This window comes from Mesobacillus sp. AQ2, assembly GCF_030122805.1.
Lineage (GTDB): Bacteria > Bacillota > Bacilli > Bacillales > Cytobacillaceae > Mesobacillus > Mesobacillus oceanisediminis_A.
In genome coordinates this window covers 4,433,789-4,459,331 of sequence record NZ_CP126080.1, presented here as the reverse complement: position 1 = coordinate 4,459,331, position 25,543 = coordinate 4,433,789, and the positions used below count along the sequence as shown (strand labels likewise).

The 25,543-nt window shown below is 42.8% G+C and carries 23 protein-coding genes and 1 pseudogene; 21 read left to right on the top strand and 3 right to left on the bottom strand.

Features of this window, described 5'->3' with window-relative positions:
* Positions 1-68: 68 nt before the first annotated feature.
* From QNH36_RS22330 to QNH36_RS22285, 10 genes are all read left to right on the top strand, one after another.
* Positions 69-251, top strand: a complete 183-nt coding sequence (locus QNH36_RS22330; RefSeq protein WP_283904279.1) for a hypothetical protein — start codon at positions 69-71, stop codon at positions 249-251.
* 229 nt (positions 252-480) lie between these two features.
* Complete coding sequence (locus QNH36_RS22325) at positions 481-1,746, top strand: ribulose-bisphosphate carboxylase large subunit family protein (protein ID WP_144478240.1); 1,266 nt, start codon at positions 481-483, stop codon at positions 1,744-1,746.
* A 13-nt stretch (positions 1,747-1,759) separates the two neighbouring features.
* Positions 1,760-3,118, top strand: coding sequence for a four-carbon acid sugar kinase family protein (locus QNH36_RS22320; RefSeq protein ID WP_144478238.1), 1,359 nt, complete (start codon positions 1,760-1,762; stop codon positions 3,116-3,118).
* A 31-nt stretch (positions 3,119-3,149) separates the two neighbouring features.
* Complete coding sequence (locus tag QNH36_RS22315; protein ID WP_283904278.1) at positions 3,150-3,800, top strand: GntR family transcriptional regulator; 651 nt, start codon at positions 3,150-3,152, stop codon at positions 3,798-3,800.
* A gap of 29 nt (positions 3,801-3,829) precedes the next feature.
* Positions 3,830-4,852, top strand: coding sequence for a zinc-dependent alcohol dehydrogenase (locus QNH36_RS22310; protein WP_144478234.1), 1,023 nt, complete (start codon positions 3,830-3,832; stop codon positions 4,850-4,852).
* A 31-nt stretch (positions 4,853-4,883) separates the two neighbouring features.
* Positions 4,884-5,900 carry a TRAP transporter substrate-binding protein gene (locus QNH36_RS22305; RefSeq protein WP_283904277.1) on the top strand — a complete coding sequence of 339 codons (1,017 nt, stop codon included), beginning with the start codon at positions 4,884-4,886 and terminating at the stop codon, positions 5,898-5,900.
* A gap of 90 nt (positions 5,901-5,990) precedes the next feature.
* A complete protein-coding gene (locus QNH36_RS22300) occupies positions 5,991-6,479 on the top strand; it encodes a TRAP transporter small permease (RefSeq protein WP_283904276.1) in 489 nt (162 codons plus the stop codon).
* Positions 6,479-7,753 carry a TRAP transporter large permease gene (locus QNH36_RS22295; protein WP_283904275.1) on the top strand — a complete coding sequence of 425 codons (1,275 nt, stop codon included), beginning with the start codon at positions 6,479-6,481 and terminating at the stop codon, positions 7,751-7,753. Before QNH36_RS22300 ends, QNH36_RS22295 begins: the two co-directional genes overlap by 1 nt.
* A 13-nt stretch (positions 7,754-7,766) precedes the next feature.
* Entirely contained in the window at positions 7,767-8,420 is a 654-nt protein-coding gene (locus QNH36_RS22290) for a class II aldolase/adducin family protein (RefSeq protein WP_283904274.1), read from the top strand.
* A gap of 366 nt (positions 8,421-8,786) precedes the next feature.
* On the top strand, positions 8,787-9,896 hold the full coding sequence (locus QNH36_RS22285; protein WP_349654829.1) for a M20 family metallopeptidase: 1,110 nt from the start codon (positions 8,787-8,789) through the stop codon (positions 9,894-9,896).
* A 415-nt stretch (positions 9,897-10,311) separates the two neighbouring features.
* Here QNH36_RS22285 and QNH36_RS22280 read toward each other — a convergent pair.
* Both QNH36_RS22280 and QNH36_RS22275 read right to left on the bottom strand, forming a co-directional pair.
* Positions 10,312-10,481, bottom strand: a pseudogene (locus tag QNH36_RS22280) (DNA polymerase III subunit beta); the annotation flags it as partial.
* Between the two features lie 48 nt (positions 10,482-10,529).
* Positions 10,530-10,793, bottom strand: coding sequence for a DUF805 domain-containing protein (locus QNH36_RS22275; RefSeq protein WP_260983606.1), 264 nt, complete (start codon positions 10,791-10,793; stop codon positions 10,530-10,532).
* Between the two features lie 370 nt (positions 10,794-11,163).
* Here QNH36_RS22275 and QNH36_RS22270 point away from each other — a divergent pair, with 370 nt between their 5' ends.
* The 11 genes from QNH36_RS22270 (at position 11,164) to QNH36_RS22220 (ending at position 22,234) form a co-directional block, all read left to right on the top strand.
* The gene (locus QNH36_RS22270; RefSeq protein WP_283904272.1) at positions 11,164-12,144 is read left to right on the top strand and encodes a LacI family DNA-binding transcriptional regulator; all 981 of its coding nucleotides are present in this window, start codon (positions 11,164-11,166) and stop codon (positions 12,142-12,144) included.
* A 15-nt stretch (positions 12,145-12,159) separates the two neighbouring features.
* Entirely contained in the window at positions 12,160-13,050 is an 891-nt protein-coding gene (gene rbsK / locus QNH36_RS22265) for a ribokinase (protein WP_283904271.1), read from the top strand.
* A gap of 2 nt (positions 13,051-13,052) precedes the next feature.
* Positions 13,053-13,448, top strand: a complete 396-nt coding sequence (rbsD, locus tag QNH36_RS22260; RefSeq protein ID WP_144478220.1) for a D-ribose pyranase — start codon at positions 13,053-13,055, stop codon at positions 13,446-13,448.
* Positions 13,448-14,950 carry a sugar ABC transporter ATP-binding protein gene (locus QNH36_RS22255; RefSeq protein WP_283904270.1) on the top strand — a complete coding sequence of 501 codons (1,503 nt, stop codon included), beginning with the start codon at positions 13,448-13,450 and terminating at the stop codon, positions 14,948-14,950. Before rbsD ends, QNH36_RS22255 begins: the two co-directional genes overlap by 1 nt.
* Positions 14,937-15,869 carry an ABC transporter permease subunit gene (locus QNH36_RS22250; RefSeq protein WP_144478216.1) on the top strand — a complete coding sequence of 311 codons (933 nt, stop codon included), beginning with the start codon at positions 14,937-14,939 and terminating at the stop codon, positions 15,867-15,869. The genes QNH36_RS22255 and QNH36_RS22250 overlap by 14 nt, the downstream gene beginning before the upstream one ends.
* Before the next feature lie 29 nt (positions 15,870-15,898).
* Positions 15,899-16,840: a ribose ABC transporter substrate-binding protein RbsB gene (gene rbsB / locus QNH36_RS22245; protein ID WP_144478214.1), complete on the top strand. Its 942-nt coding sequence runs from the start codon at positions 15,899-15,901 to the stop codon at positions 16,838-16,840.
* 652 nt (positions 16,841-17,492) lie between these two features.
* Complete coding sequence (locus tag QNH36_RS22240; protein ID WP_283904269.1) at positions 17,493-18,767, top strand: ABC transporter substrate-binding protein; 1,275 nt, start codon at positions 17,493-17,495, stop codon at positions 18,765-18,767.
* A 94-nt stretch (positions 18,768-18,861) separates the two neighbouring features.
* Entirely contained in the window at positions 18,862-19,752 is an 891-nt protein-coding gene (locus QNH36_RS22235; RefSeq protein ID WP_283904268.1) for a carbohydrate ABC transporter permease, read from the top strand.
* A 15-nt stretch (positions 19,753-19,767) separates the two neighbouring features.
* Positions 19,768-20,577, top strand: coding sequence for a carbohydrate ABC transporter permease (locus QNH36_RS22230; RefSeq protein WP_251542722.1), 810 nt, complete (start codon positions 19,768-19,770; stop codon positions 20,575-20,577).
* Between the two features lie 8 nt (positions 20,578-20,585).
* Entirely contained in the window at positions 20,586-21,329 is a 744-nt protein-coding gene (locus QNH36_RS22225) for an MBL fold metallo-hydrolase (RefSeq protein ID WP_283904267.1), read from the top strand.
* Between the two features lie 113 nt (positions 21,330-21,442).
* A complete protein-coding gene (locus tag QNH36_RS22220) occupies positions 21,443-22,234 on the top strand; it encodes an HAD-IIA family hydrolase (protein ID WP_283904266.1) in 792 nt (263 codons plus the stop codon).
* A gap of 57 nt (positions 22,235-22,291) precedes the next feature.
* Here QNH36_RS22220 and QNH36_RS22215 read toward each other — a convergent pair whose 3' ends face one another.
* Complete coding sequence (locus QNH36_RS22215) at positions 22,292-25,276, bottom strand: lamin tail domain-containing protein (RefSeq protein ID WP_283904265.1); 2,985 nt, start codon at positions 25,274-25,276, stop codon at positions 22,292-22,294.
* Positions 25,277-25,543: the final 267 nt, after the last annotated feature.

The window sequence follows — 25,543 nt, the reverse complement described above, 5'->3', positions numbered from 1 at the left end:
AAAACCTGACAGCTAATCTAAAGAATTAAATCTTTAGATTAGCTGTTTTTGTTTACAGGATAATAAAAATGAACAAAGGAATTTACCAAATGGGCAGCAGGGGTTACTGGTTATCTGCTAGTTTGTTTTTGGAAGGATTGGAAGCATTAGAACCGTCCCCATGCTTCAAATTTATTGTTATTTTAAAAAAGTTTATATTTTTAATGGAAAAACTTCAGCTATTGATGAATAACGGTGTGGCTGCTATCTAAGTAATTTGGTACAGGAGGTTATATAGAAAAGAATTTTCTTAAAAAAAATCCTTCACTGAAGATCCCAAAGATAAGTTTAGTATCTCGAAATACTGTTACTATTTTCACAAATAAAAATATTCAGAAAACCATTTGACTTTGTAAGCGTTTTAAAATAATCTTAAAAACAAGAAATCTAACATAGATTTATGTTGGATATAAGTTAGATTACGAGAGCGAGGTGTGGAAATTGGAGAGTAAGAGAGTACTGGCCAGCTATCTTATTGAGACTGCTTATCCACTTGAATATGCTGCTGAAGTCATGGCAGGGGAACAGTCAACTGGTACATTCGTTAAGGTGCCAGGTGAAACTGCGGAATTGAAGGAACGGCATGGTGCCAGAGTAGTAAGCATAACAAAGCTGGAGAAAGTAAAGAATCCCTCTCTGCCGGGATCGAGAACTCCGCAACAGAAGGAAGGGGCAGCTTCGGATTATCAAAGGGCAATCGTAGTTTTATCCTTCCCATTCGATAATTTTGGTCCCTCTATACCTAATTTAATGTCGACTGTTGCGGGCAATTTGTATGAGCTAGGGGAGTTTTCAGGACTTAAATTAATCGATATCGAACTTCCTCAGGATTTTGCTGAGAAATATCCAGGTCCTCAGTTTGGAATAGCTGGAACAAGAAAACTAACTGGTGTGGAAAAGGGACCTTTAATCGGGACCATCATTAAACCGAGTATTGGTTTGCATACTGAGGAATACAGGCCAATAGTAAGGCAGCTAGCAGAAGCTGGAATAGATTTTATTAAAGATGATGAACTGTGTGCCAATCCGTCATTTGCTCCACTTGCACAACGGGTGAAAGTGATTATGGAGGAAATTGAACGGGCTGCCGACCGAACTGGGAAAAAACTGATGTATGCCTTCAATATTACAGGAGACATCGAAGAGCTTCGAAGAAATCATGATTTAGTATTAGAGGCGGGCGGAACTTGTGTAATGGTTTGTATCAACAGCGTCGGGTTTGCTGGCACCTCTTATCTTCGCAATTACTCTCAGTTGCCTATCCACGGCCACCGTACTCAGTGGGGGGCAATGTCTAGAAGTTCGCTGCTGGGGATGAGTTTCACTGTTTTTCAGAAGCTGGCAAGATTGGCTGGGGTGGATCACTTACATACAAATGGGCTGGATAATAAGTTTTCAGAGGATAACGATACAGTAGTTCAGGCGATTAAAGACTGCTTGACTCCCTTCATGGGGGGTTACGAGGTAATGCCGGTCCTCTCTTCAGCACAGTGGGCTGCAAGCGCAATCCCAACCTATGATGCAGTGTCTACAACCGATGTTATTCATCTGGCAGGTGGCGGTATTTTGGCGCATCCTTCCGGCAGTGCAGCTGGAGTCCTCAGTATGAGGCAGGGTTGGGAGGCGGCTGTGAAAGAGATACCTTTAGATGTATACGCTATGCAGCATCCTGAATTAGAACAGGCAATAAAGAAATTCACAAAATAGATTGGGTGGAATTATGAATCAGACAGAGTTGCTTCTGGCCTTTTACGGAGACGATTTCACAGGATCAACCGATGCAATGGAATCATTATCTTCCAGTGGATATCGTACAGTGCTGTTCCTTGAACCTCCATCGCAACGAATGCTGGAGAAATTCGATGGCCTGCAATGTATAGGGGTTGCAGGAACAAGCAGGGCAAAGACACCGGAAGATATGGAGGCGGAACTTAGACCGGTCTTTGAGCGGTTTGCAGAAATAGGCGCAACAGTTACACATTATAAAACATGTTCTACTTTTGACTCAAGTCCCCAGGTGGGCAGCATTGGGAAAGCAGTTGAAGTGGCAAGGGAGTATTTTACGGATCAAAAGGTGATTCCTCTTTTAGTCGGTGCACCCCCTCTTGGCCGGTATACCTTGTTTGGCAACCATTTCGCAAGAATGCATAACGCGGTATATCGACTTGATCGACATCCGGTTATGTCGAAACATCCAGTGACCCCAATGAATGAAGCAGATTTGCGAGTCCATCTGTCCGGACAATCCGCAGAAAGAGTCGGCTTAATGAGTATCCTCGATTTGGAGGGGCCGATTGAGAAGGTCAGAGAATATTTCCAAAACAAGATGAGTGAGCCGGGGATGCTGCTATTTGATGTACTTGATGTTGACAGGCTTGGGGTAAGCGGACAGCTCATTTGGGAGAAGGCAAAGGAACATAATCTGTTCATCGTAGGATCATCGGGGGTAGGATATGCCCTTGCCACACATTGGAAAAAGGCAGGAATCCAAAATACAGCACAAAACATAAATCCTAGTGAGTTACGCTCAGGTAAACCTGTTTTAGCCGTTTCCGGAAGTGCTTCCCCAGTTACACAAAAACAAATTGTAAGCGCAATTGAAAATGGGTTTCAAGGCATCAGGGTAACTCCCCAACAGATTCTAGAAGAGGAAACAATGCCTGCAGAGCTTATTGAAAAGGCAATTCAATTTATTAACGAAGGAAAAAGCGTCATTTTTTACACCGCAATGGGACCAGATGATTCCTCCATTAAAGATACTCGTGAACTCTTCGCTAAAAAGGGGATGTCAGAATTCCAATCAGGCGAACTCATCGGCAGGCAGCTAGGCAGGTGGAGCAAGGAGATTATTCGAGCTACCGGGCTTACCAGAGCGATTGTTGCTGGCGGTGATACTTCTGGATTTGTCACTAGAGAATTAGGTGTATATGGTTTGGAAGTATTACGTCAAGTTTCACCGGGTGCTCCTTTGTGCCAAACCTTTTCTGAAGATGAAGAAATGAATGGATTTGAATTGGCGTTAAAGGGAGGCCAACTGGGCGGACCAAATTATTTCTCTGATGTTAGGGACGCCAAGTAATAAACAAATGAAACATTAGGGTGGTAAGTAAATGGAAATGAAGACGAAAAATGCTGCAGCTCCTCTCCTTAAGGATGTAGCCTATCAGAAAATAAAAGAACAGATATTAGATGAAAGTTTTGCACCGGGATCGTTTTTATCTGAACGAGAATTGATTGAAATCTTGCAAATGAGCAAAACACCAATAAAGTCAGCTCTTGTCCGATTGGAAACTGAAGGTTTTGTCACAGTCTCTTCAAAGCAAGGCATTATCATCAATCCGCTTTCAATTGACCAGATCATTGATATTTATAATCTGCGAATTGCGCTGGAGAGTTATATTCTCACCCAAATATCAGGTAAGTTGACTGAAGAACAATGCAGATTGATTGAAATGAATCTAGCAGATACTGAAACAAAATGTGATGAGCTTGATATTAAAGGATTTACGAATGAAGATCATGCTTTTCACTTGCTATTATGCGAGTTCTCCGGGAATCGGGAAATTTATCGAGTGCTGCTGAATTATCAGGACCACCTCCATAGAATCACCTTAAGGCATTTGAAAAAAGACCCTCATCGTATGCACAAGTTCCATCAGGAGCATGTAGAGATTTATAAGAGTTTGAAGAGTGGGGATGATCAAGCAGTAGATCTAATCACGAACCATTTGCAAAAGTCTAAGCAGAAATTACTTGATTAAGTCAGTTGTGGAGTAGAAGGAGGACAAAAATGAAAGCGGTTTATGTTGAGGATGCCTATAAGGTAGTAGTAAAAGAGGTGGAACTGCCTGAGGTCGAAAGCAATGAAGTGTTGATTTCAACAAAGGTAGCAGGTATTTGTGGCTCCGATATTCATACGTACAAGGGACTGCATCTTTTCAGAAAGCCGCCTGTGATTATTGGCCATGAAATTGCGGGGGAAGTAGTAAAGGTTGGAAGCGATGTACGGAATTTTAAAGCTGGTGACAGGGTAACAGTGGAGCCACAGACTGGCTGCGGAAAGTGTGACGACTGCCTGACAGGAAACGTGAATTATTGTAACAACAGAAAGGCACCTGGTATTAAAGGCTGGTATGGCGCCATGGCAGAGTATTTTGCAACGCCAGAAGAAACAGTGTTTAAATTGCCGGATGGCATGACTTATGATCAGGGAGTTTTGGTTGAACCTTTTGCTGTAGGAGTACATGCAGTGAGAAAGGCTGATGTGCAGCTTGGCGATAAAGTGGCAGTCTTGGGTGCAGGGCCGATTGGCCTTTTGACTGTTGCGGCTGCCAAAGCGGCGGGTGCGACAACAATCCTTGTTACGGATGTCATTGATTATGCGCTTGAAGCTGCCGGAAAAATGGGTGCAACACATTCTATGAATATATCAAACAAAAATGATTGGATGTCAGAAGCTAAAAAGCTTATAGATAGCGAGTTTGATAAGGTCTTAGTTGCTGTGGGCGTTCCTGGCATCATTGATCAATCCATTGCGCTTCTGAGGAAAGGGGGGAAATGTATAACTATTGCCATGTTCCATGGTACTCAAACCTTTGACATTGTCAATTTGCAACAGGGGGAAAAAGAAATTATTGGCTGCATGACTTATACAAGAGAGGATACATTGGCTGCTATCGATCTATTGGCAGCAGGGCATGTGAATGAGGAAGCTCTTATTAGTCACAAGCTTAGTTATCAAGATGCAGCAAAGGGCTTTCAGTTGGTAGATAAGAAAGAAGACTCATCTTTGAAGGTACTCGTAGAGTTTTAATCTTATTAAACAAACAAAGGGGAAGATGAAAATGAAAAAAGCATGGTTGATTATGATGACATTCATTCTAAGTATTGCTCTGTTGGGGTGCGGAGCAAAGGAATCTACTAAAAGTGCCAGTGGATCATCAGGTGAAGAAAAACAGGTTACGTTGAAGCTTGGACATATTGCGGCTGAAAATGATCCATGGCATCTTGGCGCGAAAAAATTCGCTGAGCTTGTGGAAGAAAAGACAAATGGTTCAGTTAAAATTGATTTGTATGCAAGCTCTACACTTGGGAATGACCGTGATTTGATCGAAGGAATGCAATTAGGTTCAGTTGACTTTGCCCTTGTAGCAGGTGTTCTCTCCAACTTCTATGAGCCATATGCGATTTTAGAACTTCCATACCTATTCCGTGATCGTGAGCACATGCAGAATGTATTGTACGGTGAAGTCGGTCAAAAGTTGAAAGAAGATCTGCTGGCTAATGCTCAGGTTCGAGGACTTGAGTTCTGGGAACGTACTCCGCGCCAATTAACAGCAAATGAAAAGATTACAAGCCCGTCAGAATTAGATGGAATCAAGATTCGTGTCCCTGAAATCCCGGCTTCCATCGCCGCGTGGGAAGCAATGGGCGCAACACCGACACCTATGGCGTTCAGTGAAGTATACTCTTCACTTCAGACAGGTGTAATCGATGCACAGGAAAATCCAGTTGCACTGATTGAAAGCACAAAGCTGAACGAGGTACAGAAGTACTTAATTAACACAAACCACGTATATGGTTATGTCATGCTGACTATGAGCGACATTGCTTACAAGAAACTTTCAAAGGATCAGCAAAAAGCTGTAGAAGAGGCTGCTAAAGAGGCAACTGAATATGAAAACAAAATCGTTTACGAGCAAGAAAAAGAACTGTTGGAAAAGTTAACTGGTGCAGGCATGGAAGTGGTGGATGTTGATACAGCACCTTTCATGGAGAAAGCAAAAACTGTACATGGTGAATTTGCTAAGAAATCTCCTGAAGCACAAGAACTATATGACAGTATTGTAAATACAAAATAAAAGAATAAGTGAGGCGGGTACAGGATTGTTGATCCAGTGCCCACCTCTTTTTAAAAGGATTGAAAACTTTTTCCTAAAAGGGGAGTTACCATGCAACAGGTTGTTAAAGCCATTGACACGATCAATAAGGTGGTTGGCATTCTCCTTGCTTTAATGCTCGGCGTAATGTCCGTACTGATCATCTTACAAGTTATAAGCCGTTTTGTGATTAATTTGCCGCTTACGTGGTCAGAAGAATTGTCCCGGTACTTAATGATTTATATCGTTTTCCTGGGGGCCAGCTTAGCAATGAGGCACAATAAACTAATCTCGATAGAACTCTTGCCGGAGACCTTGACGGGTAAAAAGCGCAAATCTGTCATTATTTTAGTAATGATTATTTCAATTATTTTCTTTGGAATTTTATTTATGCAAGGAATCGATATGCTACCTCTTGTCCAGATGCAATCATCACCAGGTCTCCAATTATCCATGGCAATTCCATATGCCTCAATTCCCATTGGCTCCTTTTTGCTTGCATTAAATTCACTTGCTGTCATATTGGATGAACTATCCACGAAGAAGGAGGGAGAGAGCTGATGGCTGCAATACTGATGGTTTTTATGTTGATATTTTTTGCTTTAAGTGTTCCAATTGCCGTTTCCATAGGACTTGCATCTGCCATTGCTCTTTGGTGGGATGGTGGAACACCACTTATTGTATTGGTACAGCGTTCGTTTACTTCCATTGATTCATTCCCTTTGATGGCCATCCCTTTCTTCATTTTAGCGGGAACCTTAATGGAGTTCGGCGGGATTTCAAAAAGGCTGATCAACCTGGCTAATGCTATTACAGGCCATCTGCCAGGAGGTCTTGCGATTGTCACAGTCGTAACTGCGATGTTTTTTTCTGCGATATCCGGATCGAGTGCCGCCACGACTGCTGCACTGGGTAGTATGCTGATCCCAGGCATGATCAGAAGGGGATACGATCCCAAGTTTGCTGGTGCAACGCAAGCAGTTGCTGGAGAACTAGGTGTCATTATACCCCCAAGTATTCCAATGATTTTATATGGTGTAACAGCATCTGTTTCAATCGGAGATTTATTCCTGGCAGGATTTGTACCTGGAATACTTATTGGCTTTGCTTTGATTGTGACTGTTTATGTTCTATCTAAGAAACATAACTATGTCAGGGAGCCAAGAAAATCTTTTAGGAAAATACTAGTCGCAATTAAGGAAGCATTCTTTGCGTTGTTAATGCCTGTGATTATTCTTGGCGGTATCTATGGTGGTATTTTTACACCGACAGAAGCAGCAGGTATAGCGGTTGGTTATGCATTTGTCGTAGGGGTCTTAGTCTACAAAGAAATAAAATTAAAGGAACTTGCAAAAATCTTTACTCAATCGGCTGTGACGACAGCAACAATCATGTTCATTATATCAAGTGCGGGGTTATTTGGCTGGATTATGACCAGGGCAAATGTACCTCAGCTAGTTGCAGAGTTTTTCATAAATATTTCGGAAAATCCAATCATTTTCCTGCTGCTGGTCAATCTTTTCCTTATTATTGTGGGAATGTTTATGGAGACTAACGCATCGATTATTATCCTGGCTCCATTATTGTTACCGGTTGCCACACAACTGGGAATCGATCCTGTCCACTTCGGAATCATCATGATCGTTAACCTGGCTCTTGGTATGTGTACACCACCTTTGGGTGTTAATCTCTTCATTTCATCCCAAATCGCCAAGATCCGGCTGGACCAAATATCAAGAGGGATGCTGCCGTACTATGGTGTGCTCCTGATAACATTAATGTTACTCACTTTTATTCCAGCACTATCAATTGGTTTGGTAAATCTATTTAAATAAAGGATGAGCTCCATTGGAAAACTACGAAACTAACAGACAGGATCTTATCAAGACTGGTAAATTCATGATGGAATACGGATTAGCATGGGGAAACGCCGGGAACATTAGTGCCAGAGTGAATGAGGATACTTACCTCATTACCGCCAGTGGAACATTCCTTGGTGAATTAGAAACTGAGGATTTGGTTGAATGTGCTGTACTGGGTCAATCTATGGTTCAAGAGAAAAAACCATCAAAGGAAACGCCAATGCATCAGGCAATATATCAGAACCGTCCTGAAATTAATGCTGTCCTTCATGCATCACCTTTTTACAGCACATTGGTTGCCTGCTCCAATATTGATATCCCTTCAAATTGGTTTGTCGAAACCATGTACTATTTAGAGAGAGTTGAAAGAGTTGCTTATTACCACCCGGGAAGCCAGGCACTGGGAGAGGCGGTGGCTCAAAAAGCACGTAAAGCCAATGTCCTGTTGCTTGAAAACCATGGAGTGTTGGTTTATGACACCAGTCTCAAGGAAGCAAGAATGGCATTGCAGACTTTGGAAATGGCATGTAAAATGCTTGTCACTGCTCAAGGTGCAAAAATCGTAATGAAGGGATTGCCAAAAGAGATAGAGAAAGGTTTCCTTGAAAACGCGGGATATAAACCCCGGAGAACGTGGTGAGGGACATAGGGAGGGACATAGGGACGGTTCCTATGACTCTTCTCAAATAATTTGTTTGCTAATGGTCATGTTGTTTAAATTTTGTCGATTTTAACATTGTTGCTGATTTAATCAATAATCTCCTTAAGGTAATAATAAAGGACTAGCACTCACCGATTATGTGTGCTAGTCCTTTATTATTTTTCCTGTCACCTTGTTCATGGTTGATATTTTTTGAGTTGGTACGTCCCCATGCTTCTGAATGATATAATAGTAAAATCGTTATATTCTGAGGCTGCATAAAATATTATGCAGCCTTTATAAAATACAACATGAGAAAGCAGCGTGATATTAATGGATTCCATAAGGCAGTTTATGGAGGACCATTTGCAAGATATTTTAGATGATATCAAGTTTCTGGTCGAATGTGATTCTCCATCATTGAATAAAAAACTCGTCGACCAGTGTGGAGAGAGGATTCAGGAGCTTTTGTTTCACTACTTTGGTAAACATGCAGAAGTGTTGGAAGAAGAGAAATACGGTAATCACCTGAAATTTGAGTTCGGAGAAGGAGATGAAACAATCTTAATCCTTTCCCATTTTGATACAGTATGGGAGCCTGGAGATTTAGAGTTTAAAATCGAAGGCGATCTTGCCTACGGGCCTGGGATCTTGGATATGAAGGGCGGCCTGGTACAAACGATCTGGGCAATAAAAGCCATCAAGGAATTGAATATCCCGTTCTCAAAGAAAATTGTATACCTTTTTACCAGTGATGAAGAGGTGAGCAGTCCGTCTTCGCGCTATGTTATTGAAGAGATAGCGAAAGATTGCGATTATGCTTTAGTTACGGAACCCCCCGTTGTTCAGACGGGTGCCTTAAAAACGGCAAGAAAGGGTTCAGCGCGGTATTATATTGATATTACAGGGAAGGCTGCCCACGCTGGCAACAACCATCATGAAGGAGCTAGTGCTATTCAAGAGGCTGCCAAAACCATCGATTTTTTAGAGTCCTTGACGGATTACGAGGTTGGAACCACCGTCAATGTTGGATTTATTAAAGGCGGAGGCAAGCTCAATGTCGTGGCTGATCATGCAGAGATTGGCATTGATGTACGGGCGATAACCAGTGAAGAACAGGAAAGAATTGATGAAATAATTTGTGAGCTGACACCTTTCACAGAGGGTACAAGTTTCGAGGTTACAGGAGGCGTCTCTCGCCCACCGATGGAACGAAACGAAGATACAAAAATCCTTTTCCAGACCGCAAAAGAAGCAGCAAAAGAAGAAGGCATCAAGTTAAAAGAAGCTTCTGTTGGAGGAGGAAGTGATGGAAACCTCACAGCCAACATGGGAGTCCCAACCTTAGATGGTCTCGGTATCATTGGAGACGGAATCCATGCAAGAAACGAACACATAATCATCAGCCAAATCCCTGAACGAGCAGCTTTTTTCTCCAACCTACTAATTAGTATTGGAACGAAAGAAGGGACGTAAGGACGGTTCTCCTATCCAATTCGGGAGTCGATATATTTTGGTGAAGCTGGACTTGGGCGGATCATCTCCCGTTCAACTCTATCCATTAAGCATGGTCTCAAACAGCTTAAAAGTAAATGATTCGCCTCGATTGGACGATTTGCCTATCTGAAAGGTGATAAAACACTTCTCTAGAAGCCCTTGAGAAAGCGATAAAGGAGTGATTGCGGCAGGATAATACATCGCATCGTTTGCGTACGTGAAAAAAGGCCCAATGAGCAGTTATTTACTGCTCATTGGGCCTTTTTTAAAATTTAAAGAAAGCACATGAGATTTTAAGATACATCATCATTTTTGAACAAACGTTAAGGTAGTCATCCAGCAGGTTTTGTAGTGAATTAGCCTATTGAATGTTGATAGTAAATGTCTTCTTCTTTAGGAAAGATTCAATGGAAATATCGGAATCGCTGCCTGTAAGAGTTACTCCTCTTCATTTGCAACAATCTTGATACCAATCGAAATGGGGATCGTCATTCTACTTGTTACTGCCTTCATGACGTCCTGGACGCTTTGCAGCAGAAAGTCGCACTGGATAATAAATCTCATTTTTTAGCATCCGTTTTGGAATAATTTTTTTCTTAAGAACTTTAAGGTTCATGCCATACTTGTAATTGTTTGCTTCGCTATCAAAACAAGTAAGATCAGTAAGATAATTCCACCGACCAAAGGAATGAAATTAACTAAGTACATCCAGCCGCTGTGGCCAATATCATCTAATCTGCGAACTGTGACAGAAAGGGATGGAATCAGCATAAATAAATAATAGATAGCTAGGTGTACAAACAAAAAATCCGAATTCGCTGCCTCTTCTAAAAGATAGAGCGCACCAATAATTATTAGGTTAAATAAAGTAAACATCTAGTATTCTTTACGCCTTGCTCTGCCTTAAAATTGGCGTAATTTTTTATTGCCTTTAAATACCACTGCATATAATGACCCCACCATGACGTAATTATATATTTCTCTTATTTAACTTTATCAAATTTGAACTAAAAGCCTATCACCCGAAAAAGCGTACCTCTTATTGTATTTACCGGTATAAAGACACTCATCTGAATATATGATTACAAAATTTGTTAATGGGGTGAGACAAAGATCGATTTTCCCTTTAATTTTTCTATCCGGATTTAAAAGAAAAAAAGTTTCCTTGACCAAACTAACCTATGACATTTATACTGTATGTAACCGGTTACAGAAATTAAGATTGAGAGAAACGGAGAGAAAAAGATTGGTTACGATGAGAGATGTGGCTAAAAGAGCTGGGGTCTCAGTTGCAACTGTGTCCAGGGTTTTGAATGACAGTGGATACGTCAATGAAGACACACGAAAAACTGTATTAGCCGCAATCGAGGAAATGAATTTTAAACCAAACTCCGTGGCGCGCAGTTTATTTAAAAAACAATCGAAGACGATTGGACTTATTGTCCCGGATATCAATAACCCATTTTTTCCCCAGCTGGCAAGGGCTGTTGAAGATGTGACGAGTGAGTCTGATTTCACTGTCTTCCTTTGTAATAGTGATGGCAAGATCGATAAGGAAATTCGCTATTTTGATATGCTACAGCAGAAATATGTTGATGGAGTTCTGGTTGTATCCAATACGCTTAAACCTGAGCATATTTCACATTATAATTTTCCAATTATTGCCCTTGATAGACCTTTGGATTCTACGATTCCATATGTTACCTGCAACAATTACGAAGGTGCCCGAAAGGCTACACAGCATCTAATAGAATGTGGGTGTGTGAAGGTTGCCCATATCAGCGGACCTGAAAATATTGCAAACGCTAAAGATCGATTAAAAGGGTATGAAGATGCTGTCACTGAAGCGGGATTGTACGATAAAAATCTGATTTTTCCTGCGGAGTATCAAATTGAATCGGCCAAGCAGGCAGCTTTTAAGTTGTTAACAAAATATCCTGACATCGATGGGATATTTGCGGGCAATGACGTTATGGCCATTGGTGTGATTAAGGCAGCTGAACTGCTCGGCTATAAAGTTCCGGAGCAGCTCAAGGTAGTAGGATTTGACGGGATTGAATTCGGGGATATTATTTCACCAGAATTGACAACGGTTTCACAGCCGATTTATCAGATGGGATCGACCGCAGCTTCCATGCTGCTGGATTTAATAGAAGGAAGGCCCATTCACCAGAAGGAAACCACGTTTCAAGTTGAACTATTAGTGAAACGCTCCACACAAACATAGAAAGGGGCATGTTTAATGGCAAAAAAAATCACTGTCATCGGCAGTATTAATATGGATTTAGTCACCCAGACGGATATTGTTCCAAACAGGGGAGAAACGGTCCTTGGGAATCAATTTTTCACCATTCCCGGGGGCAAAGGGGCAAATCAGGCTGTCGCCGCTGCAAAAATGGGAGCGGAAGTCAGCATGATAGGCTTAGTGGGTGATGACGCTTTTGGACATGAATATCTCGGTTATTTGCGAAAACAGCAAATTGATGTAAGTAATGTGAAACCGGTTACACATGAGAAAACTGGAATAGCTACAATCGTTTTATCCGAGGGTGATAACTCAATTATTGTTGTTCCAGGTGCTAATAACATGGTTACACCTGAACTTGTTGAAAGTTTGGAAAAGGAAATAGCAGCAAGTGACCTTTTGTTGCTGCAACTGGAAATTCCGATCGAGTCTGTTGAAATGGCCTCTCAGATTGCAAAAAAACATGGAAAACAGGTAATCCTTAACCCAGCACCCTTCCAGCGCCTCCCAGAAACATTGATTGCAAATACCGACTATATAACACCGAATGAATATGAAGCTGAGCTCCTGCTGGCATCTGTTATGGATCCCGCCTCACTGAGAGAAAAGTTGATCATAACTAAGGGCTCAAAGGGAGTAGCTTTTTACGAAGGTGAACAGGAATGCCATCAGGACAGCTTCAAAGTTGAGACGGTCGATACGACGGGAGCTGGCGATACGTTCAATGGCGCATTAGCAGTCGCAATCCTTGAGGGGAAATCTATAAGAGAAGCTTGCAAAATAGCTGCTGCTGCAGGTGCGATATCTGTTACAAAGCTTGGAGCACAATCAGGAATGCCGACAAGGGCCGAAGTAGAAGAATTTTTGAGTGACAGGAAGGGGGATTGAGCATGAAAAAGCAAGGAATCTTGAACAGTCATATAGCTGAGGTTCTCGCTAATTTGGGACATACAGATACCATTGTGATTGCGGATTGCGGACTGCCTATTCCTGACGGAGTGAAGAGAATTGACCTATCCCTTAAAATCGGGACGCCCGGGTTTATCGAAACGCTTGAAGCCATTCTTGAAGACATGGAGGTTGAACAAGCCACCATTGCCGATGAAATTCAGGAGAACAACCCTGAAATACTGTCTTTCATTCAAGAGAAGTTTAATAAAGGCCAGATTCAGTCGGTAACTCATGAAGACTTCAAGAAGAATACGGCACAAGCCAAAGCAGTGATCCGAACGGGAGAAGCAACACCATATGCAAACATCATTTTGCATGCAGGGGTGATATTCTAATGGAATTCATTAAAATGAAAGGGATTTCAAAATCGTTTGGCCCCGTTCAGGTACTGAATAAGGTCGATTTTGAGCTTGAAACTGGAGAAATTCATGCACTAATGGGAGAGAATGGTGCAGGAAAGTCCACGCTCATGAAAATCCTGACTGGAATTTATCAAAAAGATGAAGGTGCAATTGAAGTTAAAGGTAAACAAGTCAGCTTCAAATCGGCTAAAGAAGCTGAGTTATCTGGCATTACCGTCATCCACCAGGAGCTTAACATTATTCCCTATCTGACAGTTGCGGAGAATATGTTCCTCGGCAAGGAATTGACCCATGGGAAGATAGGGTTGATGAAAACGAAGGAAATGAAGCGTAAAACGAAGGAATATCTTGAAAGGCTTGGAGTACAGCTCGATCCGGACCAAGAAGCTGGGAGTCTATCTGTGGGCCAGCAGCAGATGATTGAAATTGCGAGGGCTGTTGCCACCAACTCTGAAGTGCTGATCATGGATGAGCCCACCGCGGCATTGACTGACCGTGAGATTGAAGTTCTTTTCAAGGTAATTGACAAGCTTAGAGAGCAGGGAGTAGGCATTGTCTATATCTCTCACAGGATGGAAGAAATATTCCGGATGTGTGACAGGATTACCGTCTTGCGTGATGGCCAGTCAGTCGGAACAAAGCAGATTAAAGAAACAAATTTTGAAGAAATCGTCAAAATGATGGTTGGCCGGGAACTTGGCGAACGCTTTCCTGCAAGAACCGGCAAACCTGGTGAAGAGAGAATCCGAATCGAGAATTTTACGGCAGAGAACGCTTTTAGTGATATCTCCTTTTCTGTAAAAAGTGGCGAAATCCTGGGAGTAGCGGGGCTTATGGGTGCCGGCAGGACGGAAATCATGGAAGCGATTTTCGGAAAAAGACCGATTATATCCGGAACAATTTTTCTGAATGGGAAGGAAGTCAAAATCAAACGCCCATATGATGCCATAAAGGCAGGCATCGGTTTCATAACAGAAGACCGGAAAGATGAAGGTCTGGTCCTCGGTCTGAGTGTTCGTGAGAATCTGATTTTGACCAATTTACGGAGGTTTTCCAACAAAGGCATTATGGCTGATAAAAAAGAAGCCGATTATGTCAAAGCAATGATTGAGAAGCTCAAGGTCAAGACATCTGGCGGAGAGCAGGCTGTCAAATCACTGAGCGGGGGAAACCAGCAGAAGGTCGTTATTGGCAAATGGCTGGGTATCGACCCCAAGGTCCTGATCTTGGATGAACCGACCCGCGGAGTGGATGTGGGAGCCAAAAAAGAAATTTACACAATCATGAATGAACTTACAGAAAAAGGCGTTGCCATCATCATGGTATCTTCTGAACTGCCTGAAATCCTCGGAATGAGTGACAGGATCATGGTTGTCCATGAAGGGAAATTGACAGGGATGCTCAACAGGGAAGACGCTGACCAGGAAAAAATCATGCAGGCCGCCACGGGAGGGAAAACTCATGAAAAAAATTAATGTTTTTCAAAAGCTTGGACCACTAATCGGACTTTTTCTAATAGCTATTATTCTATCAGTCATGAGCGCGGACTTTTTGACTGTAAATAATATTTTCAACGTCCTGCGCCAGGTTTCAATCAATGCATTAATTGCATTTGGTATGACATTTGTTATTTTGACTGGTGGAATTGACTTATCAGTTGGATCTATTCTCGCATTGTCGTCAGCTCTGACAGCAGGAATGCTGGCTGGCGGAACTGATCCAATTCTTGCTTTACTGATTGGCCTTATGGCGGGTGCGGCTATGGGTGCAATAAACGGCCTGATCATCACCAAAGGTAAGGTTGCCCCGTTCATTGCAACACTGGCAACGATGACGATTTACCGGGGTTTCACTCTTGTCTATACAGAAGGACGTCCGATTACCGGACTTTCTGATGCTGTATCTTTCCAAATGCTTGGAAAAGGGTACTTTTTGGGAATACCATTTCCGGTCATCACGATGCTGATTACTTATGCAATTCTATATTTCTTGCTTAAAAAGACGACATTTGGCCGGGGTGTGTACGCAATTGGAGGAAATGAAGAAGCTTCCCTTTTATCTGGTCTAAGAGTTGATCGTATTAAAATCGGTGTCTATTCCCTTACTGGATTGCTTGCGGCTCTTGCTGGTACGACACTAACCTCAAGGCTGAATTCAGCACAGCCAACTGCAGGTGTCTCTTATGAACTCGATGCAATCGCTGCGGTAGTTTTAGGTGGTACAAGCCTTTCTGGAGGCAGAGGATGGATTTTCGGAACACTAGTCGGCGCTTTGATCATTGGTGTATTGAATAACGGCTTGAACTTGCTGAATGTATCTTCTTTTTATCAGCAAGTTGTAAAGGGTGGAGTTATTCTGCTTGCAGTATTGTTAGACCGCAAAAAAGCGGCTTAATAATAATAAAAATTTAGGAGGAATTATAAATGAAAGGTCTTTTTAAAGGTTTATTACTTGCATTAATAGCTGCAGTATTCATGGCTGGCTGCTCACTTGACCAAAATGGCAATGGTTCTGATGAAGGCAGTAAAGACACAGGCTCAAAAGATGATAAGGTTAAAATTGGGCTTTCCATCTCAACACTGAACAACCCGTTCTTTGTTACGTTAAAAGAAGGCGCAGAAAAGAAAGCAAAAGAAGAAGGAATCGACATTACGACTGTAGATGCTCAAAATGACCCGGCAAAACAAGTAAGTGATGTAGAAGACTTGATTCAAAAAGGCATTGATGTTCTTTTGATCAACCCAACAGATTCAGCGGCGATTACAGCAGCAATCGAGTCTGCAAATAATGCAGGTATCCCGGTCATCACGGTTGACAGAAGTGCAGAAGGCGGCGAGGTAGTTGCGCATATCGCATCTGACAACGCAGCTGGCGGCAAGATGGCTGGAGAATACATGGCTGATGCGCTTGGCGGATCAGGAAAAGTGATTGAATTAGAAGGTATCCCAGGTTCATCCGCAGCACGTGAGCGCGGCAAAGGTTTCAACGAAGCAATTGCAGCAGCAAGCGGAATTGAAGTAGTGGCAAAGCAGCCAGCGAATTTTGACCGTTCACAAGGACTTTCTGTCATGGAAAACCTGCTTCAAAGCAACAAGGACATCCAGGCTGTATTCGCTCACAACGATGAAATGGCACTAGGTGCAGTAGAGGCATTGAAAGCTGCCGGTCTTGAAAATGTCATTGTTGTTGGATTCGATGCAACTGACGATGCAGTAAAAGCTGTCGAAGAAGGCACAATGGCCGCAACAGTTGCCCAAAAGCCAGAAATGATCGGACAACAGGCAGTTGAAACAGCCATCCAGGTGAAGAATGGTGATAAAGTAGAAGAATTTATCCCGGTCGAGCTTGAGTTAATCAAGAAATAATGTAGGATGTCCCATTGAGGAATTAAAATAATGGGGAGGAGCGTAAGGCATTTGTTTTACGCTCCTTTTTTAGGTTGTGGATAGTGGTATTACTCTTTTTAGGGTTCTCATGTCCTGTTCGGGAGTCCAAATCAAATATTTATAAATTCGGAAGTTAATCACAACCTTGGAGCGCAAGAACCATCCCCCTGCCGAAACTAAAATTAAACCCCGAAAACCCCGGGTTATTCTTCATCATATCCTATTAAAGATACTTCGTACTGGTCTTCGGTGATATTTACCAAATCGTGAATCCAGCTTCTTGTCTGGATTTTATTATAATGCGAAGGTTCTCATGTTCCATTCGGAAAATCAAATAAAGGATTTTAGAACACTAGAGTTTTCCTTTGTCCCAATAATTAAAGACAATATTTTTGATGACCCTTTAAATCCTAAATGTAACTAAGATAATTTGGGATTTTTTATTGCCAATAATTAGTCAGTGTTGTATTATTATGAATAATCAGATATTTAATTTAGACAGGTTATTGTCTAAGGGAAGAGATGAGGAGAATCCCTGTGACCAATAAAATGCATGACACTTATTTGTGGTGCAGTTTATTGTTCATGGGTTTTTTTATGAAAAAAATAGATACAAAGGGGAGGAAATGGCATGAAAGTCAGGCTTTTATCATTAATCTTTGTTTTATTGGTTGGCATTGCTGGATGCAGCAGCAATAATGCTGGAACGAAAGAAAAGACTGAGATTGATTTCTGGTTCCCGGTTGCGGTTGGCGGGGATGTAGCGAAAATCGTGGATAAAATTGTAGCAGATTTTGAGAAAGAAAACCCCGACATTAAGGTTAATGCGAAATATGGTGGCAGTTATGCTGAAACCATGACACAGGTAATGGCTTCGTCGCAGGGGGGGAATCCGCCTGAACTGGCTGTCTTGTTCTCCATCGATCTTTTCACTTTGCTTGAAAATGACTTGATCGAAGAGGTAACACCTTTGTTTGATAAGGAGTATTTAGATGATTTCTATGATGGGTTTATGGCCAACTCATCTATCGGGGATAAGGTGTACAGCTTGCCATTCCAGCGCAGTACGATTGTCCTTTACTACAACAAGGATGCATTCAAAGAGGCCGGATTGGATCCGGAAGCTCCACCGGAAAACTGGGATCAGCTGGTTGAATACGGTAAGAAGCTGACGAAAAATGGCGGCAAGGATCAATGGGGATTAGAAATTCCGAGTACTGGATACCAGTATTGGATGTTCCAGGCTTTAGCACTTCAAACGGAAGACAACATCATGTCTGAAGACGGAAAGGAAGTTTATTTCAACAAGCCTTACGCGAAAGAAGCAATGGAATACTGGCTGTCCCTTGGGAAAGAGCACAAGATCATGCCTGAGGGTGTGATTGAATGGGCGACCGTTCCTTCTGACTTCCTGAGTGGAAAAACTGCAATGATGTACCATACGACAGGCAACCTGACGAATGTGAAGAACAATGCGAACTTTGATTTCGGAGTATCTTTCTTGCCAGCGAACAATCAATATGGTTCTCCGACTGGCGGAGGAAACATTTACTTATTCAAGGATCTTCCAAAAGCCAACAAGAAAGCTGCAATCAAGTTCATGAAGTTCCTTACAGAACCTGAGCGTGTCGCACAGTGGTCAATCGATACAGGTTATGTAGCGACTAGAGAATCTGCTTATGAAACTGACTTGTTGAAGAAATATGTCGAGGAATTCCCGCCTGCACTTGTTGCACGTGAGCAACTGGAATATGCGGATAGTGAATTGGCCACCTACCAAAATGGTGAGGTGCAGAAAATCTTCAATGACCATATTCAATCAATCTTGACTGGTCAAAGCTCAGTTGACGAAGGATTGGATAAAGCGCAGGAAAAAGCGGAAGAAGTGCTGAAACCTTTTCAGTAATACAGATGCAGCAGTGGACTGAATGGAGCAGAGCTCAAGTGGACATTTCGCTGACTTGGGCTCTCTTTATTCACCAGAAAGGTGGGCTGATTTGATGGATTCGAAGCGGAAAATATTAAGTTCAAGTATGAGGCACAATCTGTTTGCCTACGGATTGCTATTTCCTTCTTTCATTTTTTTAACATTGTTTACGTTTTACCCGACACTCAAGTCTTTCCAGTTAAGCTTCTACAGTGGACCGATGACGCGGTTGCAGTTTTCCGGACTGGATCAATATAAAGAAGTTTTTAGTGATGAGATATTCAGGAAGGTAATCCTGAATAACGTCATTTTCATGATTGGTACGGTGCCGACGAGTTTGTTCCTGGCGATGTATCTTGCCATCTGGCTGAATAAAAAAATGGCTGGAAGTTCCTTGTTAAGGACGGCGTTTTTTTACCCGACGATTGTTCCGTTGATTGCCGTAGCGAATATTTGGCTCTTCATTTACACCCCTCAGTACGGGCTGCTCGGTAACTTCCTGCATTTGTTTGGTGCTGGCGATACAAACTGGTTGGGGAATCCCAATACAGTAATGATTGCGATGATTTTTATGATCATATGGAAGGATGCCGGTTTCTATATGATATTTTATTTAGCTGGTTTGCAAAATTTGCCGAGAGATGTCTATGAAGCTGCTGAGATTGAAGGAGCAAAACCACTCCAAATGTTCCGGCATATTACGTTCCCGCTGTTGATGCCAACGACGCTGTTCGTCATGATTGTGGCAATAACAAATTCATTCAAGAACGTTGACCATTTATACATTATGACTAAGGGCGGACCGGATAATGCCAGCAATCTATTACTCTATCATATTTATGAAGCGGCTTTTACGAACTGGGATCTTGGAAAAGCTGCCGTCCTGACTGTCATTTTGATTGTCATCATGCTGGGAATCACAGCTTTCAACTATCTATACCTTGACCGAAAAATCCATTATTAAGGAGGGAAAGAATACGTGAAAAAGTTGAACTATGGCATCATAATCATTTTAGGGATCATTTCGTTTATCCCGCTGCTCTGGGTTTTCATTACTTCTTTCTCTCCAGGGAATCAAGTGATCAATGGCGGTTTTCCCTTCTGGGTATCCAATCCGACGCTTGAAAACTATGTGCAAGCATGGGAGACTGCGCCATTTTTACAGTATTACTTTAATACATTCGTGATCGTCTTCGGAGTCCTGATTGTCCAGTTAATCACGATTACACTTGCGGCTTATGCTTTTGCGAGGCTGAATTTCAAGGGGAAGAATGTTCTGTTCATCCTGTTTTTGCTTCAGCTGATGATTCAGCCTGAAATCCTCCTGTTCCCAAACTACCAGGTTATTAGCCAGATGGGGCTCGTCAATACGAAGCTGGCTGTCATGATGCCGTATTGGGCATCAGCATTCGGGGTATTCCTAATGCGTCAAACCTTCAAGCAAGTTCCATTTGATCTCGATGAAGCGTCGAGAATAGACGGCTGTAAATGGTATCAGACACTCTGGCATGTCTACATTCCGTCAGCGAAGCCGACATATATTGCATTTGCACTCGTGTCCGTCAGTCACCATTGGAGCAACTTCATGTGGCCGTTGATTATCACGGATTCTGTCGAGTCCCGGCCGTTGACCGTCGGACTGGCGTTGTTTGCCCAATCTTATGAAACGGGAGCGCAGTGGGGAATGGTCGCTGCGGGTACGGTAATGGTCATCATGCCTTTAGTGGTCGCCTTCTTCATTTTCCAAAAACAGTTCGTATCAAGCTTCATGCATTCAGGAATAAAATAGGTGGTGATATGGTGGATATTCATTTTTTAGGAACGGGAAGTGCCTATCCGGGTTCAGAGCGTGACAATACTTCAATTTGCTTTTCGAATGGCGGTTATCATGTACTGATCGATGTCAGTGGCAACCCATGCCGAAAGCTGAAGCAGCTGCAAGTGGATTTAAGTGAGCTTGATGCAGTAGTATTCACTCATTTCCATATCGACCATATTTATGGACTGCCATCCTTGCTGTGGGGAATGTGGCTTGAAGACAGGAAAAAGCCATTACGGATTCTTTGCGATTACCGCAATAAGAAAAAACTTCAGGATTGGCTTTCGACAATGGAAGCAGACAAGTGGCCGATTGCATTTCCGATTGAGGTTGAAACATTTGATGGTGATCAGGAAGAGCGGCTGTTATCAGGCGGTAAGATGACATTTTCCTGCTTCAAAGCGCTTCATTCAGTGCCTACAGTCGGGCTGGAAGTGCAATGTGCTGATCGATTAGTTGTTTATTCGAGCGATACGGAAATCAACGAACGTATCCGACGTTATGACCATATTGATCTATTGATTCATGAAGCAACATCAGCCCGTAAATTAGCTGGCAACCACAGCAGTCTCGTTGAAGTTGTCGAGAAGTATGATATGGAAAAAATCGATGAGGTCGTATTAGTTCATTTGTCTGACAAAGAACCGTATGAAGAAGAGGTAGCTAGGATAGGATTATCAAAGGTTGTCATCGGCGAAGACCTGATGACGAAACGAGTATAAGTGAATAAAAACAAGGATAGAGATGAGGAGATTCCTTGGGCATGACGGCATCCAATTGATAAATTGGAGAAATCGTCATGCTCAGGGAATTTTTTATTGGATGGAGGAGACCGATGAGAGATCTGAAAGGGTATATTTTTGACTTGGATGGCACCGTATATCTGGGCAAGCAATTGATTGAAGGAGCGGATATTGTGATCAACTCCCTACTCAATCAAGGAAAGAAAGTGTTATTCCTGACAAACAAGACGATTGAGTCGCGTCAGCGTTATGTCGAAAAGCTGCGCAGTTTCAATATTAATGCAAGCCTCGAGAACATTTTGAACCCGACGGTTACCTTAATTGAATATTTGCGGGAGCACCATCCTGATGCCTCACTATATGTTATTGGCGAACAGCCAATTAAGGATGAACTGACACTGGCCGGGTTTCGAGAAGGAATGGCACCATCAGAGGTCGATGTGGTTGTGCTGTCATGGGATCGCGATTTTCACTATGATCATTTGAATTTCGCTTACCAGGCGGTGAAGCTTGGGGCAAAAATGATCGCGACTAATCCTGACAGGACGTGTCCAGTGGAAGTTGGCGATGTTCCTGATTGTGCCGGGATGATCGGCGCTGTAGAAGCGGTTTCGGGGAAAAAGATTGATGTACAGATTGGAAAGCCGTCCGTTCTGACGATTGAAGCCGCACTGAAAATACTGCAGCTTAAGCCAGAAGAATGTGTGATGATCGGCGATCGGCTTGAAACGGATATCCGGATGGGCATTGAAGCAGGAATGAAGACGGCACTTGTGCTTAGCGGTATAACGGCAGAGGATGATTTGAGGAGTTCAGCCTGGAAGCCGGACTATGTTTTGCCATCGGTGAGTGGATTGTTATCGGGTAAAAGGGCAGGGTGCTAACCATATGGTTCTATAGGCAAAAAAGGAAGCGGTTAAGGACCCGCTTCCTTTTTCGTGCTATTGAATTCCTTTATCGTCCTTCATCAATTTCTTCATATCGATTTTGAGCATCCGGTCCATCGGGTAGGTCGTCGTATAGCGGTATTTATCTGCTCCTGATTCAAACACGACATACAATTCTTTTTGTACTTCCACAATTCCTTCAGGCATCGGAATAGCTTCAATACTTTGACGAGGCTTTACAGTATGCCCATCCAGGAACCACAGTGGTACTTCTTTTCCTTCGACATTTACAAAGGAATGAGGATCTTCTTTTAACGGGTATTCGTAACGATACAGCACACTGTCGTTAGCCCTTCCGTATGATGTACTTAGCGTGATGCCATTCCGTGCTTCTTTTTGTACAATTGCGCCCTGGACCTTTCCGGTCGTAGAAAGGATGTAATCTGGTACGGCATTGTGGTCAGGTGAGCCGTTCCAATGATCTTCAGCTAGCATGTCGTTGTTTCGTTCCAAATTAAATCCAACCATCCATGCGTAGTGCATCTCTCCATCCCTGTTCTCGATATGGTGCAATGGATCAGTCGGATAGGAGCTTGCTTCATAGAATTCTCCGACCCAGAGAATGCCTTCATCATATACGGTGTAAGCAGCTTCGACCGGTATTGGAATTTGTTTTGTGAACTGGATTTCACCGTTATTTTCAGCTTCCACCAGATCGCTTAACTTGAAGCTGAACAAGTAATTTTCGGATGCTACCCAGCCATGGTCACGACTGACAGTGACGCCGCCCGCATGACCGGTGTATGGTGTGCCATCCGTATTGTAAAGGACAACAGACTTCACCAGTTTGCCTGTCGTGCGATCTGTTACAGTAATGGTTCCCGGCCGAATCCCATCATCGACGTAGCTGATTGTAAGCAGCCAGTCTTTTTTCTTATAATAGCTCAATCCTTGAGGTACGAGTCCCTGGGCAAGACCGGCGATGACCGGACCGTCCGAACTGATATCCCATAGGCCATGATAGGCAGGGTCTTTTTCATGTTCCCACCGTTCGAGCTGGGTGATGAGCTGGTGTTTTGGTGTTACCTGTACAGGCTCTGATTTTTCCGATATATTTCCTGATGTATCCTCTGCGCTTACTTGTAAGGTGTATGTTTGGCTGCCAATTAACGTATAGAGCGTAAAGGAAGTCTGCTGTGGATCAACGGAGTATTCGAGCTTACCGTTTTTGTAAACGTGATAACGGTAAAGGTCGGTTTCAGTTGAAGCATTCCATTTTAGAATAGCCTCTCCGTTACCTGCGATGGCTTCTAGAATAGACGGTGCTGCCGGTGCATCCTCATCTAACACAGGACGATCCGGAACTTGATCTTCTGCCAGCCATCCCGGTGTTGGCTGTTGATATGCCGCCAATTTTTCCATTTTCCGTGTATTGTCTTTTGGATAGGTGAACGTGACAGTTTGCTTCAAAGTTACGTCCTGACTTGAGTAATCCGCCCTGACGACTTCACTGCCTTCGGGGTCATAGACGGTCACTGTATTGCCGCCATTGACCAGCCCGCTGATATCACCAAGGATGATTGTGTTCTCCTCATTTAGATATTTACTTTTGTACGAATAGAAGTAGTTATAGTTGAATGCTTCAAGTGAAATGGGGCTGATTGATGATGCTCTGGTCCAAATCACTACTGTTTCCCAAGGCTTTAAAATATATATTCCTTTGATTTCTTCATTCCAAGTGTGGGAGGCGAAACGATATCCCTTCAGATTGATTGGATCCGGACTGTTATTATAAATCTCAAAGTACTCAAATGCGTCATACCCTGCGTAGTTATCGGTATTCGGAATCAATTCTGTGATTAGGAGCTCGGGTACCGGAACGTTTTCTGTCGGTGCTGAGACAAGTGGTGCAGTCGCTTCCGATTCATTCCCGACTTGATCAACAGCAGTTACTTTAAAAGTATACTCCCGGTTCAACTCCAGAGGGGAAACGACCATACTTGTTTTATCGGCAGCTGCTGAACCGAAAAGGGTTCCGTTAATATAGATGCGGTACCCGGAGAGATCACTCTCTGTATTAGCTGCCCATTGAAGTTTTACATGATCCTTCCCAGGTTTTGCTTTAAGCCCTGTCGGAACTGCAGGAGCTTCACTGTCTACTGCTTCCTGTGGCACGGCCAGGACTTCTTTTGTTGCCGGGGACTCGTTTCCTTCCGAGTCGACAGCTGTCACGCGGAACGCGTATACTTGACCATTTTCCAATCCGTCGATTGTCGTTGAGGTCGTATCCGATGAAGTAGTCGTTCCATCAGAATGATAGATTTTATACGAAACTGCACCTTCTGATGCTTCCCAAGAAAGTGTAATAGACTGATTCGCAGGCGTGGCAGTCAGGTTGGCTGGTGTTGCTGGACCTGCAACTTGTTCAGCCAGGATTAGTGCTGGCGTTGGTGTTTCTCCGTTGCGGAGCTTTGTCATTGCTGTTGAACTGTTTGCCTGGTAAATAACGCTTTTGTTGGTGATGCCATCGACTTCCCCGTCATTAATCAATGCAGTACTGAGAACGTTGCCATCCCGATCAGAAATTCCTACTTGACGAATGCTGGTGTCATGCAAGCCTTGACCAGAAGTAGTCAGTGTGACTTCATATATATCTTCAGCAGTGAGAAGCGTGTCATAGTTGGAGTTGAAGTCCCATAGCGGTGTATCCGGGTAGGCGAATTTTTTTAGCCATAAGACCAGTGAATCTTTTGGCTCGATGATTTTGTCCTTGATGGGCCATGAGTTGGCTGGGCTTGAGAAGTTACTTGTGAAGTATTGGAGCTGATAATCTTGCAGGTTGATTGCTTCTGAGGTGGTATTATAGATTTCTACATACTCATAGGGCTGCCCGGAGCCGGCGGATTTAGTGACGATTTCTGTAATGATTAGAGGCGGACTTGAATCTTCCGCATGGACGTTCTGGTCTGAGAAGAACATTAAACCTAACCCAAAAGTGAAAGTCAAAGCAGTAACCCAGCTAATTAATTTGTTTTTCAACCATTCTTCCTCCTTCTAAAAATGTTTTTATTTATGTAAAAAATGAAAAGAACCCCATGCCAAAAGATTGTACGATTATCGTACAAACAATTTGCACAGGGTTCTCCTCATCTCTACCCGCTATTTAAATGCCTAGTTCAATCATACAATGACGGCGCAAGAGTGGCAAGTGAATTCAGAATTATTAGAAAATAATATTGAAAAGAAATATAAATTGGGTTATGATAAGAGTAATTAAATACTATGGTTTATAGGAAGAGTAGAAGA

Bases quoted from the DNA above. Each gene is read 5' to 3' on its own strand.
- QNH36_RS22330 (WP_283904279.1), top strand. From the start codon at position 69: ATGAACAAAGGAATTTACCAAATGGGCAGCAGGGGTTACTGGTTATCT.
- QNH36_RS22320 (WP_144478238.1), top strand. From the start codon at position 1,760: ATGAATCAGACAGAGTTGCTTCTGGCCTTTTACGGAGACGATTTCACA.
- QNH36_RS22315 (WP_283904278.1), top strand. From the start codon at position 3,150: ATGGAAATGAAGACGAAAAATGCTGCAGCTCCTCTCCTTAAGGATGTA.
- QNH36_RS22310 (WP_144478234.1), top strand. From the start codon at position 3,830: ATGAAAGCGGTTTATGTTGAGGATGCCTATAAGGTAGTAGTAAAAGAG.
- QNH36_RS22305 (WP_283904277.1), top strand. From the start codon at position 4,884: ATGAAAAAAGCATGGTTGATTATGATGACATTCATTCTAAGTATTGCT.
- QNH36_RS22300 (WP_283904276.1), top strand. From the start codon at position 5,991: ATGCAACAGGTTGTTAAAGCCATTGACACGATCAATAAGGTGGTTGGC.
- QNH36_RS22295 (WP_283904275.1), top strand. From the start codon at position 6,479: ATGGCTGCAATACTGATGGTTTTTATGTTGATATTTTTTGCTTTAAGT.
- QNH36_RS22275 (WP_260983606.1), bottom strand. From the start codon at position 10,793: ATGTTTACTTTATTTAACCTAATAATTATTGGTGCGCTCTATCTTTTA.
- rbsK (WP_283904271.1), top strand. From the start codon at position 12,160: ATGGCAAAAAAAATCACTGTCATCGGCAGTATTAATATGGATTTAGTC.
- rbsD (WP_144478220.1), top strand. From the start codon at position 13,053: ATGAAAAAGCAAGGAATCTTGAACAGTCATATAGCTGAGGTTCTCGCT.
- QNH36_RS22255 (WP_283904270.1), top strand. From the start codon at position 13,448: ATGGAATTCATTAAAATGAAAGGGATTTCAAAATCGTTTGGCCCCGTT.
- QNH36_RS22250 (WP_144478216.1), top strand. From the start codon at position 14,937: ATGAAAAAAATTAATGTTTTTCAAAAGCTTGGACCACTAATCGGACTT.
- rbsB (WP_144478214.1), top strand. From the start codon at position 15,899: ATGAAAGGTCTTTTTAAAGGTTTATTACTTGCATTAATAGCTGCAGTA.
- QNH36_RS22240 (WP_283904269.1), top strand. From the start codon at position 17,493: ATGAAAGTCAGGCTTTTATCATTAATCTTTGTTTTATTGGTTGGCATT.
- QNH36_RS22235 (WP_283904268.1), top strand. From the start codon at position 18,862: ATGGATTCGAAGCGGAAAATATTAAGTTCAAGTATGAGGCACAATCTG.
- QNH36_RS22225 (WP_283904267.1), top strand. From the start codon at position 20,586: ATGGTGGATATTCATTTTTTAGGAACGGGAAGTGCCTATCCGGGTTCA.
- QNH36_RS22220 (WP_283904266.1), top strand. From the start codon at position 21,443: ATGAGAGATCTGAAAGGGTATATTTTTGACTTGGATGGCACCGTATAT.